17 protein-coding genes are annotated in these 17,508 nt (G+C 58.2%); 8 read left to right on the top strand and 9 right to left on the bottom strand.

The genetic code is table 11. From position 1 onward, the window contains the following. The first annotated feature begins 35 nt into the window (after window positions 1–35). From ACVWYF_RS02485 to ACVWYF_RS02460, 6 genes are all read left to right on the top strand, one after another. Window positions 36–566: a chemotaxis protein CheW gene (locus tag ACVWYF_RS02485; RefSeq protein ID WP_457064271.1), complete on the top strand. Its 531-nt coding sequence runs from the start codon at window positions 36–38 to the stop codon at window positions 564–566. A 71-nt stretch (window positions 567–637) separates the two neighbouring features. After that, complete coding sequence (locus ACVWYF_RS02480; RefSeq protein WP_168674249.1) at window positions 638–1,024, top strand: response regulator; 387 nt, start codon at window positions 638–640, stop codon at window positions 1,022–1,024. Between the two features lie 105 nt (window positions 1,025–1,129). Next, window positions 1,130–2,770 carry a chemotaxis protein CheA gene (locus ACVWYF_RS02475; protein ID WP_457064269.1) on the top strand — a complete coding sequence of 547 codons (1,641 nt, stop codon included), beginning with the start codon at window positions 1,130–1,132 and terminating at the stop codon, window positions 2,768–2,770. A 56-nt stretch (window positions 2,771–2,826) separates the two neighbouring features. Continuing rightward, entirely contained in the window at window positions 2,827–3,459 is a 633-nt protein-coding gene (locus ACVWYF_RS02470) for a chemotaxis protein CheC (RefSeq protein WP_457064267.1), read from the top strand. Between the two features lie 173 nt (window positions 3,460–3,632). Further along, window positions 3,633–4,724 (top strand): agmatinase family protein, encoded by a 1,092-nt coding sequence (locus ACVWYF_RS02465; RefSeq protein WP_457064265.1) that lies wholly within the window; start codon window positions 3,633–3,635, stop codon window positions 4,722–4,724. A 27-nt stretch (window positions 4,725–4,751) separates the two neighbouring features. Then, window positions 4,752–5,090, top strand: a complete 339-nt coding sequence (locus ACVWYF_RS02460; RefSeq protein ID WP_457064263.1) for a phage holin family protein — start codon at window positions 4,752–4,754, stop codon at window positions 5,088–5,090. 75 nt (window positions 5,091–5,165) lie between these two features. On the opposite strand, the gene ACVWYF_RS02455 is transcribed toward ACVWYF_RS02460, so the two are convergent. The 4 genes from ACVWYF_RS02455 to ACVWYF_RS02440 form a co-directional block, all read right to left on the bottom strand. Further along, a complete protein-coding gene (locus ACVWYF_RS02455) occupies window positions 5,166–6,056 on the bottom strand; it encodes a DUF4349 domain-containing protein (protein ID WP_457064261.1) in 891 nt (296 codons plus the stop codon). 148 nt (window positions 6,057–6,204) lie between these two features. Next, window positions 6,205–7,509, bottom strand: coding sequence for a UDP-N-acetylglucosamine 1-carboxyvinyltransferase (gene murA, locus ACVWYF_RS02450; RefSeq protein WP_457064259.1), 1,305 nt, complete (start codon window positions 7,507–7,509; stop codon window positions 6,205–6,207). Between the two features lie 112 nt (window positions 7,510–7,621). Next, the gene (locus ACVWYF_RS02445) at window positions 7,622–8,371 is read right to left on the bottom strand and encodes a DUF4290 domain-containing protein (RefSeq protein WP_457064257.1); all 750 of its coding nucleotides are present in this window, start codon (window positions 8,369–8,371) and stop codon (window positions 7,622–7,624) included. Window positions 8,372–8,578: 207 nt separating this feature from the next. Then, the gene (locus tag ACVWYF_RS02440) at window positions 8,579–10,828 is read right to left on the bottom strand and encodes an ATP-dependent helicase (protein ID WP_457064255.1); all 2,250 of its coding nucleotides are present in this window, start codon (window positions 10,826–10,828) and stop codon (window positions 8,579–8,581) included. Window positions 10,829–10,930: 102 nt separating this feature from the next. Between ACVWYF_RS02440 and ACVWYF_RS02435 the strand changes: the two genes are divergently transcribed. Continuing rightward, window positions 10,931–11,509, top strand: coding sequence for a DUF3109 family protein (locus ACVWYF_RS02435; protein ID WP_457064253.1), 579 nt, complete (start codon window positions 10,931–10,933; stop codon window positions 11,507–11,509). 146 nt (window positions 11,510–11,655) lie between these two features. Here ACVWYF_RS02435 and ACVWYF_RS02430 read toward each other — a convergent pair whose 3' ends face one another. Continuing rightward, on the bottom strand, window positions 11,656–12,117 hold the full coding sequence (locus ACVWYF_RS02430; RefSeq protein ID WP_457064251.1) for a peptidylprolyl isomerase: 462 nt from the start codon (window positions 12,115–12,117) through the stop codon (window positions 11,656–11,658). 193 nt (window positions 12,118–12,310) lie between these two features. Here ACVWYF_RS02430 and ACVWYF_RS02425 point away from each other — a divergent pair, with 193 nt between their 5' ends. Then, on the top strand, window positions 12,311–12,946 hold the full coding sequence (locus ACVWYF_RS02425; RefSeq protein ID WP_457064249.1) for a fasciclin domain-containing protein: 636 nt from the start codon (window positions 12,311–12,313) through the stop codon (window positions 12,944–12,946). 95 nt (window positions 12,947–13,041) lie between these two features. Here ACVWYF_RS02425 and rsgA read toward each other — a convergent pair whose 3' ends face one another. The 4 genes from rsgA to ACVWYF_RS02405 all read right to left on the bottom strand — a co-directional run bounded on the left by rsgA (window position 13,042) and on the right by ACVWYF_RS02405 (window position 17,336). Continuing rightward, complete coding sequence (gene rsgA / locus ACVWYF_RS02420; RefSeq protein WP_457064247.1) at window positions 13,042–14,016, bottom strand: ribosome small subunit-dependent GTPase A; 975 nt, start codon at window positions 14,014–14,016, stop codon at window positions 13,042–13,044. Continuing rightward, window positions 14,013–15,266 (bottom strand): 3-deoxy-D-manno-octulosonic acid transferase, encoded by a 1,254-nt coding sequence (locus ACVWYF_RS02415; protein WP_457064245.1) that lies wholly within the window; start codon window positions 15,264–15,266, stop codon window positions 14,013–14,015. The genes rsgA and ACVWYF_RS02415 overlap by 4 nt, the downstream gene beginning before the upstream one ends. Before the next feature lie 47 nt (window positions 15,267–15,313). Further along, window positions 15,314–15,898 carry a redoxin domain-containing protein gene (locus ACVWYF_RS02410; RefSeq protein WP_457064243.1) on the bottom strand — a complete coding sequence of 195 codons (585 nt, stop codon included), beginning with the start codon at window positions 15,896–15,898 and terminating at the stop codon, window positions 15,314–15,316. Window positions 15,899–16,031: 133 nt separating this feature from the next. Next, window positions 16,032–17,336 (bottom strand): aspartate kinase, encoded by a 1,305-nt coding sequence (locus tag ACVWYF_RS02405; protein ID WP_457064241.1) that lies wholly within the window; start codon window positions 17,334–17,336, stop codon window positions 16,032–16,034. Window positions 17,337–17,508 lie beyond the last annotated feature (172 nt).

Here is a 17,508-nt window from a genome sequence, read left to right as displayed (position 1 = left end):
ATCCCTTCGTTTAGCCCTTTTTCGACTAATCCCGCATGGCTGAGACTGAAATAACCGCTCCCATTGCCAAAGCTGAACGCGCCAAGCCCGCCGAGTTAGTGCAGCTCATCGTGTTTCGCTTGGGCGATGAGGACTACGGCATTCGCATTGAGCAGGTGAAGGAAGTGACCGTCACGCCCGACGTGGCCCGCATGCCCAAAACCCCGCCTTTCATCAAGGGCATTGCCAACCTGCGTGGCGACATTATTGCCATTCTGGACCTGGAAGAGCGGTTCCGGCTGCGGCCGGTGGGCCGGCCCATCCCCGAGCGCAGCTACACCATTGCCGTCGAAGCCGCCGACTATGTGCTGGGCCTGATGGTGCGCGAAGTGCCGCGCCCCTTCACCATGCCCCTGAGCCAGATTGAACCGGCCCCGGAGTTCGTGCAGGATTCCAGCACCCGCGATAAATACCTCGAAGGCATCGCCAAGCTGCCGGCAGGCGGCATTATCATCGTGCTGGATATGCGCAAGCTCCTGACCCCAAGCGAAGTGATGCGTTTGCCGGGCAAAACGGCATCTTCGTAGGCTCGGCCCCGTACAAGAGTAGCCTGCAACTACGCTCGGCTACCCGTTAAATCTTAACGTTCCCCAATTCCATGAATAAGCGCATCCTCATCGTCGACGACTCCTTTTATATGCGTACGATGCTCAAAAACATGCTCACCGATGCTGGCTACGAAGTAGTAGGCGAGGCAGCAAACGGCGCACAGGCGGTAGAAATGGCCGCTTCGACTTCCCCTGACCTTATTACCCTCGACGTCATTCTGCCCGACAATACTGGCTTGGACGTGCTGAAAAGCCTCCGCCAGATTCAGCCTTCCGCCAAAGTAGTGATGTGCAGTGCTGTGGGACAAGAGGTTATCGTGACCGAAGCCATTGAAAACGGTGCGCTGGCTTACATCGTAAAGCCCTTCTCGGAAGAGAAAGTGCTGGAAATAGTGGGTGCGGCGCTGCAAAACGACGCCTCTGAGCAGGCTGCGTAAGGTGCTGCCACAACGTTCCGTCTCCCTGCCACTGCCTTTCGGAAACGATGGGAAGTGTCTGCGTGCGCCGGAAAGTTGGTTTATTTACTCAATTTCTAAGGCCTAATGAAAACGCGCGACCAGGAATACCGGGAGCTTTTCATGGCCGAAGCGCTGGAGTATTACGACTCCATGAGCCGCCATTTGAGCGAGCTTGAGCGCAACCCTAATGCCGGCCCGGCCCTGAACGAGCTATTCCGGCTCATGCACAACCTCAAGGCCAATGCCCGCGCCATGGGCTTTGCCGATTTGGGCGAAGTGGCGCACCATCTCGAAACCCTGTTCGGGCTGATTCGGGACCAGGAACGCACGTTCAGCGGTTCGCTTATTAAAGTGGTTTTTGCCGGCGTTGATGCGTTGGGCAATATGATTCGGGCAGTTGGTGCTAACCAGCCGTTGCCCGATGCCACGGCTTTGCTTGACAACCTCGACCGTTTGGTGCGGGGCGAAGAGCCGATTCTGGACGAAGCCGAGGAGGCGGAAACGGAGGAGGAGTCGGGTAAGAAAATGGAGCTTTCGGACCTAGTATATATCCAGGTCAAAAAGCTTGATAACCTGCTCAATCTGGTGGGGGAACTGGTTATTGACCGCGACCGGATTATGACGCTGGCGCAGGAAATAGGCAATCCCGCATTGCTGGCTACCGCCCAGCACCTGTTCCGCATTTCCGACGATTTGCAATACAGTGTGATGGATGCCCGCTTAGTAGGCGTGGGTGTGCTGCTGAACAAGTTTCCCCGGGTAGTGCGCGACGTGGCCTCCGCCGAAAGCAAAGAAGTTGAGCTAACCCTCAGCGGGCAGGATGTGCAGATTGACCGTAACATCCTGCAAATCATTACCGACGCGCTGTTGCACCTGGTACGTAACGCCGTCAGCCACGGCCTCGAAACTACGGCCCAGCGGGCGGCGGCCGGCAAGTCGGCGGTTGGCCATCTTACCCTTTCGGCCCTGACCGAGCGCGATGATGTGCTCATTCAGGTGCGCGACGATGGACGGGGCATAGATACCGAAGCCGTGCGCCGTAAAGCCGTGGAGCGCGGACTGACCACGGCCAGTGCCGCTGCCAACCTGGATGAGCAGGCGGTGTGGGCCTTTCTTTTTGAGCCCGGCTTTTCCATGGCCAGCAAGATTACCGACATTTCAGGCCGTGGCGTGGGCCTCGATGTAGTGAAGCTGGCGCTCGACTCGCTGGGGGGCCAGCTGCGGGTCGAATCGCAGCTGGGCCAGGGCACCACGTTTACGCTGGTGCTGCCCACGTCTATTGCCGTGAAGGGCGCGCTGCTGGTTGAAGTAGAGGAACGCCCCTACGCCATCCCGCTGATGCATACCGATACGGTGCTCGCTTTGCAATCCGACGAGATTTCGGTGGTTGGCGGCGTGCTGGTGACGCATGTGCAAGGCCAGGCCGTGCCGCTGATAGCGCTGCGGATGCTTTTGCACGACGAAGGCGACGAAATGCTGCCCTTCGCTGACAAAGCTGACCTGATCGGTGCCCAGCAGGTATTGGTCGTGAATTACAATAACCGCCGACTGGGCTTGGTAGTTGACCGGTTTATCCGGCAGCAAAACATTGTCATCAAGCCCCTTAGTAAACCCTTGGATACCATTGACCTGTTTGGGGGAGTTACCCTGCTCGGCAGTGGGCAAGTGTGCCTGGTACTCGATGTGCCGGCCCTGACTCGCCTGTTTCTGACCAAACGCCCCTAATTTTCCTTTCTTTCACCCCAGTCCTCGCAGCTGCACTTTCCCCTATCTTTGACGTTATGGATTTATCGATGACTGAGTTAGAGCGTGATATAATCCGCGAGATTCTAAACATCGGCCTGGCTCGTGCCGCCGATTCATTCGCCGTAATCGCCCAGGAACGGGTGCTACTTGAGGTGCCAAATATCGACTTGCTGATGAGCGATGATATTCTACACCGCGTACGCGATTATCAGACCCGTCATGTGCCCATTCAGTCCGACATTCGGGGTGATTTTAATGGGACAACGCTGATGTTCTTCTCAGGCCAGCACATCCAGCGCCTCTCGCGGGTGTGCCTGCGTATGCAAACCACTGAAGCGCTGGAGCTGAACGAGTTGCAGGAATCCCTGTTGCTTGAAATCAGCAATATCATTACCGGAGCTCTGGTTACGCAGCTGGCCAATATTCTGAAGGCCAACATCTATGGTGCGCCGCCTGTGGCTCCCAAAGGCGATATCGCTGAGAACTTGCAGAGCCTGCTACCGGAGCAGCAGCTACAGCCGCTTATTTTTTCGGTTATCACGCAGTTTTCGGACCGCGACAACACGGTGGAACTGCCATTGATGCTGTTTTTTGACCGCGTGACGTTCCAGAAAATTCTGGAAATCATTCGCAGCTACGATTTTCTGGGTAGCCAGATGTCGGCCTAATAACCCGTTTAGGAATGCTTAACTGTGTTCCGGCCCGTCATGCCGCGTCGGCCGTTGCAACTTTCCTGTGAGCCTGTTCGCTGAACTGGGCTGGTGCCGGGAACTGCAGCGGCCGTTGCGGCATGACGTTCTTTTTTGCATTCAATTTACCATTTACCTACGCCTCAACTCCAATGTCTAAAGCGGACGCCTTAGCCCAGAAAATAGCTTCTTTCGACCCCAACGCGCCCGGCGATGCGGATAGCGGCCTGTTCGGCCTGCCTTTCACGCCCGAGGAGGCGCAGGTAGTGGTGGTGCCCGTGCCGTGGGAAGTGACCGTGAGCTACCGCGCCGGCACGGCCGCTGGCCCGGCCGCCATCCGCGAGGCCTCGCTGCAAGTGGACCTGTACGATTCGGATGTGCCCAATGCCTGGAAGCTGGGCCTGGCCATGGAAGAGGAGGACGAAACCATTGCCGAGGCGAGCCGCCAGTTGCGCCCCCTGGCCGCTGATTACATTGGCTGGCTGGAAGAAGGCCAGCCCGAAGCCGACCGCAAAAAGCACGAAAGCGTGCCCGCCCAGGCCACGGCCGGCGGCGATAAGATGGTGCAGTGGCTGAAAGCCAAAACCGGGGCCCTGCTCGATGCCGGCAAAGGCGTGGTGGTGCTTGGCGGCGACCACAGCACGCCGCTGGGCTACCTGCACGCGCTGGCCGAGCGCCATTCGGAATTTGCTATTCTGCAGTTTGACGCGCACTGCGACCTGCGTCCTACCTACGAGGGCTTCAAGTATTCGCACGCCAGCATCATGCACAACGCGCTGGAACTGCCGCAGGTGAAGAAACTGGTGCAAGTAGGCATCCGGGACTTTTGCCAGCAGGAGGCCGAATTCATCGATCAGTCCAACGGCCGGGTGGCGCTGTTCAGCCAGCGGTTTCTGAGCGACGAGAAATTTGCCAAGAAGTCGTGGAAGAAAGTCTGTGGCAAAATCATTGCGCAGCTGCCCAAAAAGGTCTACATCAGCTTTGATATCGACGGCCTCGACCCCAAGCTGTGCCCCGGCACCGGCACGCCCGTGCCCGGCGGCTTGGAGTATGAGGAAGCCACTTACCTGCTGCGCTCCATCGTGCGTGAGGGCATCCAAATCATCGGATGCGACCTGAACGAGGTAGCGCCCGGCGACACCGAGTGGAACGCCATCGTGGGCGCGCGCCTGCTCTACCAACTTTGCAACTGGATGGCCGTATCGCAAGGGCGGCTGCCGGCCAAAGGCATGCACGCCGAGTAACCTTCTTTCACTTTTACCCTTGTTGCCATGTTAGGATTCATTCTCAAATTCATTCTCACCGCCGTATTAGTATACGGCCTTAGCATGGTGCTACCAGGTGTGGTGCTGAGCGGCGTGGGCAGTGCGGCCATTCTGGTCATCGTGTTGGGTATTCTAAATGCCATCGTGAAGCCCATTCTGCAAATTCTAGGCTTTCCCATCACGGTACTCACGCTGGGTCTGTTTCTATTGGTTATCAACGTCATCATCGTGAAAATGGCCGATTATCTGATGAGCAGCTTTGATGTACACGGTTTGCTCAACGCCCTGTTATTCAGTCTAGCCCTGTCGGTGGTCAATGCCGTGGTGGATTTGGTAATGGATTAAATTTGGCTTCGGCCCGAAACGAAATGCCCCGCCGCGGTACCATCATAGGTGCTGCGGCGGGGCTTTTTTCTATCGCTAGCCTTGGGCTTGTGCAACACTGCGCCGCCAGCGCCGCACGGCCCACCACCCGGCCCCACCAAGCAACAGGAAGGGCCAGATAGCCACCATACCAATCAGCAAGCTGGTAATCAGGGTCCAGCCGGTATAGAATGACTCCACGAGACGGCTGGCGAATGATACCACCGGCGCTTCGGGTACGGACTGGGGTAGGGGTTGGTAGCAGGTGAGCGAGATAGTGGAATAGGCCACCTCATCGTTAAGCGTTTTAAGGCGGCTTTCGGTGCTCTCGATTTCCTCGCGTACTTCCCCGATTTTGCCCTCTACTTCCAGCACTTCGCTGATTTTGCGGGCGCGGACCAGCAGGTCGATATAACGCTTTTCGACGGCGCGCTTGGTGGCGAGGCGGGCAGCCACGTCGGCGTGTTGCGCCGTGACATCGTCAGTAGTCAGCTTTTTTTCCTCCACGGTACCCAATCCGCCCAGCGCAGCCATCAGCGGCTGAAAACGGGCCGGAGCCACCCGAATGGTAATTGCCTGGCGCCATTCGCCCTCGGCCCGCACTTCGGTGGCGGCGCTGAGGTAGCCGCCGTTGCGATGCACGAGGCTGTCGAGACTGGCGCTGGCGCGGGGCAGACTGGCCACTTTCAGACGTAAATCGGCGTGGTAGATGAGCAGACGTGAGGGCGCAACGATGGATTCGGTGTAGGGCCGGGGACCCGGAATTACGTCGGCCGTGGCCTCTTTGTCATCCGAATCCGGGCTTTCCTGTGGCGCGGGCGGCGCACTCATCATGTACTGCGTCGACGGCGGGGTGATGTCCGCAACAGCGGCTTCTTCTTTGTTGACGTGGCTACAACCGCACAGCAGGGCGGCCAGCCCCAGGGCAATACCGAGGGAGGATTTCATGATTCATTCCGTAGTAAAGTGAAACCAGAAACAGTAGCTGCGCAGCTCCTTTTATGCCAACGCACAATCAGAAGTAACCCGTATAGCCGACAACAAAAAATGCCCGGCGGGATGGCCAGGCATTTTCGTAAATCAAGAGGCGACGATATTACATGCGCCGAATATCAGCCCCCAGCGCCTGAAGGCGCAGGTCGATGTTCTGGTAGCCCCGGTCAATCTGCTCCACGTTTTCGATGGTGCTTTTGCCCTCGGCCGACAGGGCGGCGATGAGCAGGGCCACGCCGGCACGGATGTCGGGCGAAGTCATGGTGATGCCGCGCAGGCGGGTGCGCTGGTCGAGGCCGATGACGGTGGCACGGTGCGGGTCGCAGAGGATGACCTGCGCACCCATATCGATGAGCTTATCGACGAAGAACAGCCGCGACTCAAACATTTTCTGGTGAATGAGCACTGTACCCTTAGCCTGGCAGGCCACCACCAGCACAATGCTCAGCAAATCGGGCGTAAAGCCCGGCCAGGTGTGGTCGCTCACCGTGAGGATGGAGCCGTCGAGGTACGTGGCGATTTCGTAGTGCGGCTGGGCCGGAATGAAGATGTCATCGCCCCGGAATTCAAGCTGAATACCCAGCTTGCGGAAGGTGTCCGGGATGAGGCCCAACTCGGGAATCTGGCAGTCCTTGATGGTGATTTCGGAACCCGTCATGGCCGCGAGGCCGATAAAAGAACCGATTTCAATCATGTCCGGGAGCATGCGGTGCTCGGTACCGCCTAGTTTCTCCACGCCCACAATGGTGAGCAGGTTCGAGCCGATGCCTTGGATATTAGCCCCCATGCGGACCAGCATGCGGCACAGCTGCTGCAAGTAGGGCTCGCAGGCGGCGTTGTAGATGGTTGTAGTCCCTTCGGCCAGTACGGCGGCCATCAGGATGTTGGCCGTACCAGTCACCGAGGCTTCGTCGAGTAGCATGTGGGTGCCCTGCAACTTGCCTTCCACTTTGATGCGGTAGAAATCGGTGCCCTCAAGCGTGAGCTTGCCGCCCAGCTTTTCGAGGCCCAGAAAGTGCGTGTCCATCGGCCGGCGGCCGATTTTGTCACCGCCCGGCTTGGGCAGCTGGCAGCGGCCGTAGCGCCCCAGCATGGGGCCGAGAATCATGACCGAGCCGCGCAACGCGCCGGCCTGAGCCACGAACTCAGGCGTATCCATGTAGTCGAGGTTAACGTCCTCGGCCTGGAAAATATAGGTGTCGGAAGCCAGCTTGCCCACTTTCACGCCCATGTCGCGCAACAGCTCGATGAGCTTATTGACGTCGCGGATGTCGGGGATGTTGCTGATGGTTATGGGTTCCGGAGTCAGCAATACCGCGCAGAGAATCTGGAGGGCTTCGTTTTTGGCACCCTGGGGCGTGATTTCGCCGCGCAATGGTTTGCCGCCGCGTACTTCAAATGCAGCCATTTGTTTAATCGTAAGTAGTCCGTAAAAAGTAGGCAGTAGTCGGATAACGACAACCGTATGCGGGCCAAATAGTCTGACTATCTGCTACGGAATACCGACTACCGGAAATAAATTATTGTGGAGGCTGCTGTGGCTCCTGGCTGCGGCCTTTTTTGCGCTTCTTCCCGTTTTTGTTACTAAAACCGTTACCACGGTTGTCGCGGTCGCGGTTCTGGCCTTCGCGGCGGTCGCGGTTCTGGCCTTCGCGCGGCTGCGGCTGGGGCACGACGAATGCCTTGGTAGCGCCAGTCGCAGTGCCGGCCGGCATCTCAAACAGGTTTTCGCTGTCGACCAAATCCGCGTCGAGCTTGAGCTGGCCGCCCGACAGCTCGCCCAAATGCCGCAGAATGGTCACATCCTTGGCATTTTCCTTGTTGTGCTGGCGATAGAGAAATTTCATCGTCCGGCCAATCTGGATGGTGGCCTGTTCGCGCTCGGCCGCATCCTCCAGCGTCAGGGCCTTGGCAATCAGAGCTTCGATGGCCGCACCATAAGCGCGCAGCTTGGGAGCCGTGCGGGGGTAGGGCACGCGACCGGGCTTTTCGGTGCGCACCGTGAGGCTGCGCAGGGCCACGGGCGCTTCCAGGGCCACGTCTTCGCCGGCCATGGCGTGAAGGTGGTTCCAGAGGCGGGTCTGGATTTCGGGCAGGTCGCGCAGGGCCGGTTGCAGGCGCAGCATGAGCTGCACAATGGCGGTGGCGCGCTTGGTGCGCTCTGCCACGTCCTCAATGTCTTTGAGGCCTTGGATGAGCTGGTAGGTGCTGTGCCCGTATTCGCGCACCAGCAGCTGCAGGTGGAAGGGCAGGGAATTAATATCGGTCATAAAAAGCAGGAGGGAGGCCGCCGGGGGCGGAGCTCAGGCCAAAGATACGGCGTGAGAACTGCCGCGTGTTACAGAAAAGAACGCCATGCTGAGCGCAGCCAAAGCAACGCTACCGCTTCGTTGCAACTTCTGAGACGAGTCGCGCGGTAGAGACACTTCGGCTGTGCTCAGCACGACGTGGCGGAAATAGCCCAATGCAGTATGCTGCTAATGCACCCGCAGCTTCGCAAAGCTCAACAGCAGCACTTTCTCGCCCACTTCCTCAAACTGAATAGTGGCCTTGGTGGTGCCCTGCTGGGTTTCGAGCGCGCTCACCGTGCCGAAACCGAACTTGGCATGCTCCACGCGCTGGCCGGCTTGCAGCTTGGACGTGTCGGAGGGCGTAAAGTCGGCAGGGGCTATATAGTTGGTAGCCTGCACTTTGCGCGGTGGTGTAGGCACCAGGTTCGAGCGCCGCTCGAAAACATGCTGGAACGGAGCCGCATCGCCCGCGCCCGGCCCGGCGGCAAACTTAAAGTTGACGTACTGCGGGTCAATCTCGTCCAGAAAGCGGCTTTTCTCGCAGCTGCGCAGGTTTCCCCACTGGTAGCGCGAAGTGGCGTAGCTCAGCGTCAGCTTCTTCTCGGCCCGCGTGATGGCCACGTAGAACAGGCGGCGCTCTTCCTCCAAATCGGCCCGCGAGGTAATCATCATCTGGCTCGGAAACAGGTTTTCCTCCATGCCCACGATGTACACGTTGCGGAATTCCAGCCCTTTCGCGGAGTGAATGGTCATCAGCGTCACAGCCTCGCCCTCTTGGGCTGCGTCTTTCAGGTCCGAATCCGTCACCAGCGCAATATCCTGTAGGAACGCGCCAAGACTCTTGTCCTCGCGCTCGTGGTCATCCACGTATTCCTTGATGCCGTTGAGCAGTTCCTGGATGTTTTCGTAGCGCGAGAGGCCTTCAATGCTCTTATCGGCATACAGTTCCTCCAGCATTCCCGAGTTTTTGGCGATGAACTTGGCCGCTTCAAAGGCATCCTCCTTCTCGGCAACCACGATATAGCTTTTGATTTTCTCGGCAAATCCCACCACCGGATTGCTCACCCGCGCCGCCATAAACTGGTCGGCATGGGCCACCACTTCCCACAGCGTATGGTTGGCTTCGTCGGCTGTCGTAATTAATTTGCTGATGGTGGTATCACCAATTCCGCGCTTCGGATAATTAATTACCCGGCGAATAGCCTGCTCGTCGTTTTGGTTAACCGTCAGGCGTAAATAGGCCACCAAATCCTTGATTTCCTTGCGCTGATAAAACGACAGGCCCCCAACGATTTTGTATTTGATGTTTAATTTCCGCAGTGATTCTTCCATCGCGCGGCTTTGTGCGTTGGTGCGGTAAAGAATGGCGAAATTGTCGTACGACAAATGCCCATTCATCTTATCCTCGAAGATGGAATTTGCCACCAGTTTGCCTTCCTCATTATCTGAAGCGGCTTTCAGGACTTCAATCAGCGTGCCTTCCTCGTTCTCCGAAAAGACATCTTTACGCAATTGCGCCTGGTTATTTTTAATGACGGAATTCGCCGCCCACACGATATTTTTCGTGGAACGATAATTCTGTTCCAGTTTAAATACCTGTAATTCGGGGTAATCTTTTTCGAAATTTAGAATGTTGGAAATATCCGCGCCCCGGAAGGCGTAGATGCTCTGCGCATCATCGCCTACCACGCAAATATTGCGCTCCTTTGCCGCGAGTTTGCGGGTAATTAGATACTGCGAATAGTTGGTATCCTGGTACTCGTCCACCATCACGAACTTGAACATGTTCTGATACTTGTTCAGCACGTCGACGTGGTCGCGGAAGAGGACGTTGGTATTGAAGAGCAAGTCGTCGAAATCCATCGCGCCGGCCTTGAGGCAGCGCTGGTAATATTGCTGGTAAATGACCCCGATTTTGGGCCGCAACGCCGCCTCGTCGTCGGCCTTGATGGTCGTGTCATTGAGGTACTGGTTGTGCGAGATAAGCTTGTTCTTGGCGGCCGAAATGCGGCCCAGCACCAAGTTGGGCTTGTAGAGCTTGTCGTCGAGCTCCAGCTCCTTCACAATCTGGCCAATCAGGGTTTTCGAATCCTGCGAGTCGTAGATGGTGAAGCTGCGCGGGAAGCCGATTTTATCGGCCTCGGAGCGCAAAATTTTGGCGAAAACCGAGTGAAATGTGCCCATCCAGAGGCTGCGGGCGGCGGGGCCGACTACCTTTTCTACGCGGGCGCGCATTTCCTTGGCGGCCTTGTTGGTGAAGGTGAGGGCCAGGATGTTGAACGGGTCGACGCCCTTTTCGAGCAGGTTGGCAATGCGGTAGGTAAGCACTCGGGTTTTGCCCGAGCCAGCGCCGGCAATAATCATGCAGGGGCCTTCGGTTTGCATCACCGCGGCCCCTTGCGACGGATTCAGGAGGGAAAGATAATCTAGTGCCATGTGCGAAATAAGCCGCCTTTTGGGCGGGTCTACAAAGGTACGGAGCCCCGGGCAGGGGTGGGCCATCATTTCCGGCCCGCGCCGCCGGGGTTACCTTTGTGAATGATTATTATCCAGGAAACGGTCATTTCCGATGACATCGCCGACAACTTTTTCGTCTGCAACCTCGACGCCTGCAAAGGGGCCTGCTGCGTGGAGGGCGACCTCGGCGCGCCCCTCGAAGAGCCCGAGCTGAAGATTCTGGAGCAGGAATACGCCAATATCAAACCCTTTTTGACGGAAGCAGGGCAAGCCGCCATCGAGGCCCAGGGCCTCTACATCAAGGATTGGGAGGGCGACTTCAGCACCACTACCATCGACGATAAGGAGTGCGCCTATGCCCTTTGGGACGAGCGCGGCATCCTGAAATGCGGCATCGAGCAGGCCTATCTGGCTGGCGCTACCACGTTTAAAAAGCCCATCAGCTGCCATTTGTATCCAATTCGCATTACGAAGTACGAAGGGTTCGACGCGCTGAACTACGACCGGTGGAACATCTGCAACCCGGCCTGCGACTTCGGCGGCAAGCTGGGCGTGAAGGTGTACCAATTTCTCAAGGAGCCGCTGATTCGCAAGTACGGCGAGGGCTGGTACGGGCAGCTGGTGCAGGAAATTGAGAATCCAACGCCCGAGAAGAAATAGGGCTGGGCACGGTAAAAAAAGACCGTCATGCTGAGCGCAGCCGAAGCATCTCTACCGCAATAGTAAATCCTGTCGATTGGATTACTACTGCGGTAGAGATGCTTCGGCTGCGCTCAGCATGACGGTCTTCTGTTTCCAGCGTGCGATTACGCCTGCTCCGTCACTACGATTTTCTCAATCTCATCGTTGGGCGTAATTTGGTCGATAACATCGACTCCCTCCACCACTTTGCCGAACACGGTATGCACGCGGTCGAGGTGGGCGGTGTTGTCGCGCGAATGCACGATGAAGAACTGCGAGCCGCCCGTGTTTTTGCCGGCGTGGGCCATGCTCAGCGCGCCGCGCTCGTGGTACTGATGGTCGCCGCTGGTTTCGCAGTCGATTTTGTAGCCGGGGCCGCCGGTGCCGGGCTGGCCTTTGGCACCTTCGCGGGTGTTGGGGCAGCCGCCCTGAATCACGAAATTCGGGATGACGCGGTGAAATTTCAGGCCGTCGTAGTAGCCTTTTTCGGCGAGGTCGGTGAAGTTTTTAACGGTTTTCGGAGCGTCCTGCTCGTAGAACTCAACTTTCATAACACCCTTCTTAGTGTGGATTTCGGCAGTTTTCATGAATCGCGGATTTTTAGCGGATTAAACAATATTCCCGATAGCAGTTGCTGCTTTCGGCGGGCGAAGGTAATAATTTGATGGGCTTACGAAACATCCGGGGCGCACTATTGCTTCGTAAGCTCATATTCGTAAGCTTACTTACGGCTGTAATTACTTTTCGCTTACCTGTATTTCTTTTCACCACCACCGTTTCATGAAAAAATCTTTTGCTCCCCTGCTAGTTGCCCTTGCTACCTCTCTCATGCTGGCAAGCTGTGGCAACGACAAGCCCGCTACCACCGAAACCGAAACCAACAGCACCGTAAACCCGGCCGACTCTATCGCGGCCGTGGCCGGCGACTCGGCCCGTATGGGCAAGCCCGAAGGTGTGATGGTGGACGGTGTGGCCATGACGGCTGATAAAAACATTGTGGAGAATGCTGCCGGTGCCAAAAGCGTGAGTACGCTTGTAGCTGCTGTGAAGCAGGCAGGCCTGGCCGAAACCCTGAGTGGCCCCGGCCCCTTCACGGTATTTGCCCCTACCAACGCCGCCTTCGACAAACTGCCCAAAGGAGCCGTGGCCGGCCTGATGGACCCCGCTAGCAAAGCCAAGCTGGCCGGCGTGCTCACCTACCACGTCATCCCCGGCCGCCTCGTGGCTGCCGACCTGAAAGACGGCCAGGAGTTGACCACCGTGAACGGTGAAAAACTGCACATCACCGTGAAAAACGGCCAAGTAATGGTCGGCAACGGCAAAGATGCCCCGGCCACTGTGCAAATCGCCGACGTGATTTCGAGCAACGGCGTGACCCACGTAATTGATACGGTGGTATTGCCTACGGCTAAGTAAGCCCCGTTTGCACTGCGCTTAATGAAGAATGAGGAATGAAAAATTGCCGATTGGGTAATTCTTCATTCCTCATTCTTCATTAAGCGCAACGCTCATTAATGCCGATTGTCCTCGCCGGCCAGCATGCTTAGGTAGCTGTCGTAGCGCGGCAGGGCAATGCGGCCCTGGTCCACGGCTTCGCGCACGGCGCAGCCGGGCTCGTGGGTGTGCTGGCAGTTGTGGTAGCGGCACTGGCCCAGCAGGGCGCGGAACTCGGGGAAGTAGCCGGCCAGCTCGGCGGGCGGCAAATCTACGAGGCCCAACTCTTTGATGCCGGGCGTGTCGATGATGAACGTGCCGGGGCGCACTTCCAGCATTTCGGCGAAGGTGGTGGTATGCACGCCTTTGTCGGAGAACTCGCTGATTTCGGCGGTTTTCAGGTCGAGGTCGGGCACCAGGGCGTTTATGAGGGTGCTTTTGCCCACACCGGAATGGCCGGCCAGCAGGCTCACTTTGCCATCGAGCAGTTGGTCGATTTCGGGCACGCCCTCGCCGGTAGTAGCGGCGCAGGTGCGGCTGGGGTAGCCCAGGCTGGCGTACATGCCCGCAATCTGAGCCTGATACTCAAAGCCGTCCTCGTCGTACAAATCCGTCTTGTTGAAGAGCAGCGTGACGGGAATATGGTAGGCCTCAGCCGTGACCAGAAACCGGTCGATAAAACCAAACGACGTGGCCGGCGATACCAGCGTAACCACCAGCAGCGCCTGGTCCAGATTGGCCGCTACGATGTGAACGTGGCCGGTTTTATGCACCGAGCGGCGTACGATGTAGTTGCGGCGTGGCGCGATGTGCGAGATAACGCCCGCACCCTCAGTCTGGGCTTCGATACTGAAATCGACCACATCACCCACGGCCAGCGGGTTGCTGGCTTTCAGGCCCTTTATCTTGAATTTGCCCCGCAGGCGGCATCGGTACAGCTGCCCGGTTCCGAGGCCGCGCACGATGTACCACGAGCCCGTGGATTTTACCACGATGCCGTGGAGCAGGCCGGTAGGGCCATCTGGCAGGTAAGTATCGGCGGTTGTCGTCATGATGCAGGGGTGAGGGTGCGCAGGGCGGCCATGATGGTGCGCGTGGCCCCGGCCTGGTCATGCACATAGTCGAGAATCGTGTCCTGGAGGCGCAGGCGGGCCTCGTCGGTGTTCCAGAGATAGGTGAAGGCAGCTTCCAGCTCTGCGCCATTATGCACAGGGAACGCGCCCTTCATGGCCACCAGCTCCACGGCTTCCTGAAACTTGCCATACGTTGGCCCGAAAAACAGCGGCAGACCAAATGCAGCCGCTTCCAGCGTATTGTGCAGGCCCTTGCCGAACGCGCCGCCCACATAGGCATATTCGCCGAAGCGGTAGAGTTGGCTCAGCAAACCCACGTTATCAAACAGCAGCACGCGGGCCTGGCCCACCGTAGTCGCCTCGGCCAGCGAATATCGCTGCACCGGCCCCGGCAGCGTGGTTTCAACCAGACGCAGGTTGGTTTCCGTCACTTCGTGCGGGGCGATAAGCACGCGCAGCTCCGCGCCGTAGCGCACCAGCAGCGGGCGCAGCACGGGTAGGTCTTCGGCCCAACTGCTGCCCACCACCAGCACCGGCGCGCCATCGGCCACGAAGGCATCGACCAGCGGCAGCGAGCGGGCCGGGGTCAGCGCAGTCGCTACCACGGTATCGAAACGGGTGTCGCCGGCTACGCTCACCTGCTGAATGCCGATGCCGCGCAGCAGCCGGGCCGAGGCTTCGTTCTGCGTGAAAATATGCGTGAAGCGCGTCAGAATATTCCGGAAAAATTTGCCCCAGGGCTTGAAAAATACCTGTTCGGGCCGAAAAATAGCCGATACTACTATGGCCGGAATACGCCGCTGAAATGCCTCGTTCAGGAAATGATACCAGAACTCATACTTCACAAACACCACCAGCCGGGGCTGCACGGCATCCAGAAAGGCCCGGGCGTTGGCGCGGGTATCCAGCGGGAGGTAGAAAATATAGTCGGCCCCCGGCCAGTTTTTGCGAATTTCGTAGCCCGAAGGGGAAAAAAACGTGAGCACCACCCTGGTGTCGGGGTGCGCCTGCCGGTAGGCATCAATGAGCGGGCGGCCCTGCTCAAACTCGCCCAGCGAGGCGCAGTGAAACCACACGCGGGGCGCGGCATCGGCCCCAATAGTCTGGCGGATGTAGGCCAGCAGCCCACGCCGGCCTGCCACCCAGGCGGCGGCCTTGGGCACAAACGGCGCTAACAGCCGGAGCAGCAGGCCATACAGGCCCAGGACGATGTCGTAGAGGAAAAGCAAGCCCCAAAATTACGCACTGCGCGCCCAGTCGATGTTTCGGCCCATGATTAAAGCGCCTTGTCGGCCTCCCAATCCACGGGGCAGGCCTCGCCGTTGTTTTCGTAGAACTGCAAGGCGTCAATCATGCGCAGGGCTTCGGTGAGGCTGCGGCCTAGCGGCCGGTCGTTCACCAGCTGGTGCCGCACGATGCCGTCCTTATCAATCAGGAAAAGGCCCCGATAGGCCATCGGTGAGCCCACAAAGGTTATTTCGGCCTGCTCGGTGTAGTCGTAGTGGCCGCCTAGTACGTCGTAGTTGGCCGAGATGGTTTTGGTGGCATCGGCCACCAGCGGGTACGTCACGCCGGCAATGCCCCCCTTATCACGGGGCATTTCCTGCCAGGCCAGGTGGGCATAGTGCGAGTCGGTGGAGCAGCCCACCACAGCCACGCCCCGGTGCTCAAACTCCGCCAGCCGGTCCTGAAACGCCAGGATTTCGGTGGGGCAAACCCGGCTGAAATCGGCGGGGTAGAAGTAGAACAGCACGTGCTTCTTGCCCAGGTAGCGGTCGAGCGAAAACTCTTCTTCGGTCTTGCCGTCAATCACGGCCGTGGCCTTGAAGGAAGGGGCGCGCTTGCCCACGAGAACTGCCATGTCGGTATAGATAAGGTAGGAGCGAAGCGGCGCTTCGCTCGCCATGAAGGAAATGAAATAAGGAGCCCGCCCCCGCCGGCCGGGCCTGCGCTTTACTGCATTGGCGGCGCGGAGGTTGTGCCCGCCGCCGGCCTCAGCCCTGGCACACGAACTGAAACGTGTGGCGCGTGCGCTGCTCCAGCAGCAGGCGCTTGCCGGCCGTGAGGCGCGCAATGCTGGCCGCGTCGTAGTTTTTGATGGTGAACAGCGTGAGGCCCGTGTTGTAGTGCAGCGTGAACTGCTCGCGCAGCAAATCGAGCAGCTGATGCACCCGCCGCTCCGAGTAATCGACGCACACCGAGAAGCTGATGGCTGAGTTTTGCATCACGTTAATTTTGAGCTTGGCCTGCGCCAGCGCCCCAAAAATCACCGCCATGTTCTCCTCCGAGATAAACGAAAAATCCTTGCTCGTGAAGGACAGCAGCGCCTGGTCGGTCTTCCGGATAAAGGCCGGGGCCAGCGCTGGGTGCTGGCAGTCATGGATAAGTGTGCCCTGGGCCGCCGGGTCCAGAAACGACTTCACGCGCAACGGAATGTTGCGGTCGGCCAGCGGTTTCAGCGTTTTAGGATGAATGACGGACGCGCCGTAATACGCCATCTCAATGGTTTCGCGGTAGCTGATTTCGGGGTAGCGCACCGTGTCGGGGAAGATTTTGGGGTCGGCGTTCAGCAGGCCCGCCACGTCTTTCCAGATGGTCACCGACTCGGCCCGCAGGCAGTAGGCCAGGATAGCGGCCGTGTAGTCAGAGCCCTCGCGGCCCAAGGTGGTGGTGCGGTGACTGTTCTGAACCTGCCCCGTAAATCCTTCCGTGACTACGATGCGAGCGCCGCTACCAAAGGGGGGACCTATTTCTTGTTGAACACGTTTTTCAGTTTCCTGCCAGTTTACTTTTCCTTCCCGCCAAGTATCATCTGTGACAATCAGCCCCGCCCGGGAATAGATGTCTTCTTCAAAGTGTCCTAGCAAAGCAAGATGGACTAAATAGCAAGAAAAGGACTCACCGAAGCTCACTACTTGGTCGTATCCTTCATCATAACTTTTGGAAGGCGAAAGATTTTCCAATCGATAGGCCAGGTCGAGAAAACCGTTTTCTAAATCAGGGTCTGGGGCTGATGGGTCAATACCAGGGAAAGGCAATGCCCGAATCAGGTCTTCACCGACCTCTCTATGATATGCTGCCAGCGTCGCCAACTGCGCTGAATAGTCCCCGCCCCGATACGCCAAATCATAAATCTCCTCCAGCGCATTGGTCGTCTTGCCCATCGCCGACACTACAATCACCAGCGGCCCCTTCGGCCCAAAGTCCCGCACGATGCGGCAGAGGTTGAGAATAGCCGCCGCATCCTTCACCGACGCGCCGCCGAATTTGTACACCTGAAGTCCTTGTCCCTGTTCCATAGGCCCCAAAAGTAGCGCCGCCGGCCGCAAATGCGGTTTTCCGGGCGCTCCAATGCGCATTGCGAATGGCCCAATGATGTCTTTAGGCAATCAGCCGGCAGCAACCTCAGCCGCGCCTGTATCACCCGCCACCAAAGCAACCGATTGCACTTCGCCCCCGCTAGAGTAGCTT

It is taken from the genome of Hymenobacter sp. UYAg731 (assembly GCF_054061335.1).
Note: the sequence above shows the minus strand (reverse complement) of the source record. Positions and strands in the feature narration are given on the sequence as shown.

Bases quoted from the DNA above. Each gene is read 5' to 3' on its own strand.
- ACVWYF_RS02485 (WP_457064271.1), top strand. From the start codon at position 36: ATGGCTGAGACTGAAATAACCGCTCCCATTGCCAAAGCTGAACGCGCC.
- ACVWYF_RS02480 (WP_168674249.1), top strand. From the start codon at position 638: ATGAATAAGCGCATCCTCATCGTCGACGACTCCTTTTATATGCGTACG.
- ACVWYF_RS02475 (WP_457064269.1), top strand. From the start codon at position 1,130: ATGAAAACGCGCGACCAGGAATACCGGGAGCTTTTCATGGCCGAAGCG.
- ACVWYF_RS02470 (WP_457064267.1), top strand. From the start codon at position 2,827: ATGGATTTATCGATGACTGAGTTAGAGCGTGATATAATCCGCGAGATT.
- ACVWYF_RS02465 (WP_457064265.1), top strand. From the start codon at position 3,633: ATGTCTAAAGCGGACGCCTTAGCCCAGAAAATAGCTTCTTTCGACCCC.
- ACVWYF_RS02460 (WP_457064263.1), top strand. From the start codon at position 4,752: ATGTTAGGATTCATTCTCAAATTCATTCTCACCGCCGTATTAGTATAC.
- ACVWYF_RS02455 (WP_457064261.1), bottom strand. From the start codon at position 6,056: ATGAAATCCTCCCTCGGTATTGCCCTGGGGCTGGCCGCCCTGCTGTGC.
- murA (WP_457064259.1), bottom strand. From the start codon at position 7,509: ATGGCTGCATTTGAAGTACGCGGCGGCAAACCATTGCGCGGCGAAATC.
- ACVWYF_RS02445 (WP_457064257.1), bottom strand. From the start codon at position 8,371: ATGACCGATATTAATTCCCTGCCCTTCCACCTGCAGCTGCTGGTGCGC.
- ACVWYF_RS02440 (WP_457064255.1), bottom strand. From the start codon at position 10,828: ATGGCACTAGATTATCTTTCCCTCCTGAATCCGTCGCAAGGGGCCGCG.
- ACVWYF_RS02435 (WP_457064253.1), top strand. From the start codon at position 10,931: ATGATTATTATCCAGGAAACGGTCATTTCCGATGACATCGCCGACAAC.
- ACVWYF_RS02430 (WP_457064251.1), bottom strand. From the start codon at position 12,117: ATGAAAACTGCCGAAATCCACACTAAGAAGGGTGTTATGAAAGTTGAG.
- ACVWYF_RS02425 (WP_457064249.1), top strand. From the start codon at position 12,311: ATGAAAAAATCTTTTGCTCCCCTGCTAGTTGCCCTTGCTACCTCTCTC.
- rsgA (WP_457064247.1), bottom strand. From the start codon at position 14,016: ATGACGACAACCGCCGATACTTACCTGCCAGATGGCCCTACCGGCCTG.
- ACVWYF_RS02410 (WP_457064243.1), bottom strand. From the start codon at position 15,898: ATGGCAGTTCTCGTGGGCAAGCGCGCCCCTTCCTTCAAGGCCACGGCC.
- ACVWYF_RS02405 (WP_457064241.1), bottom strand. From the start codon at position 17,336: ATGGAACAGGGACAAGGACTTCAGGTGTACAAATTCGGCGGCGCGTCG.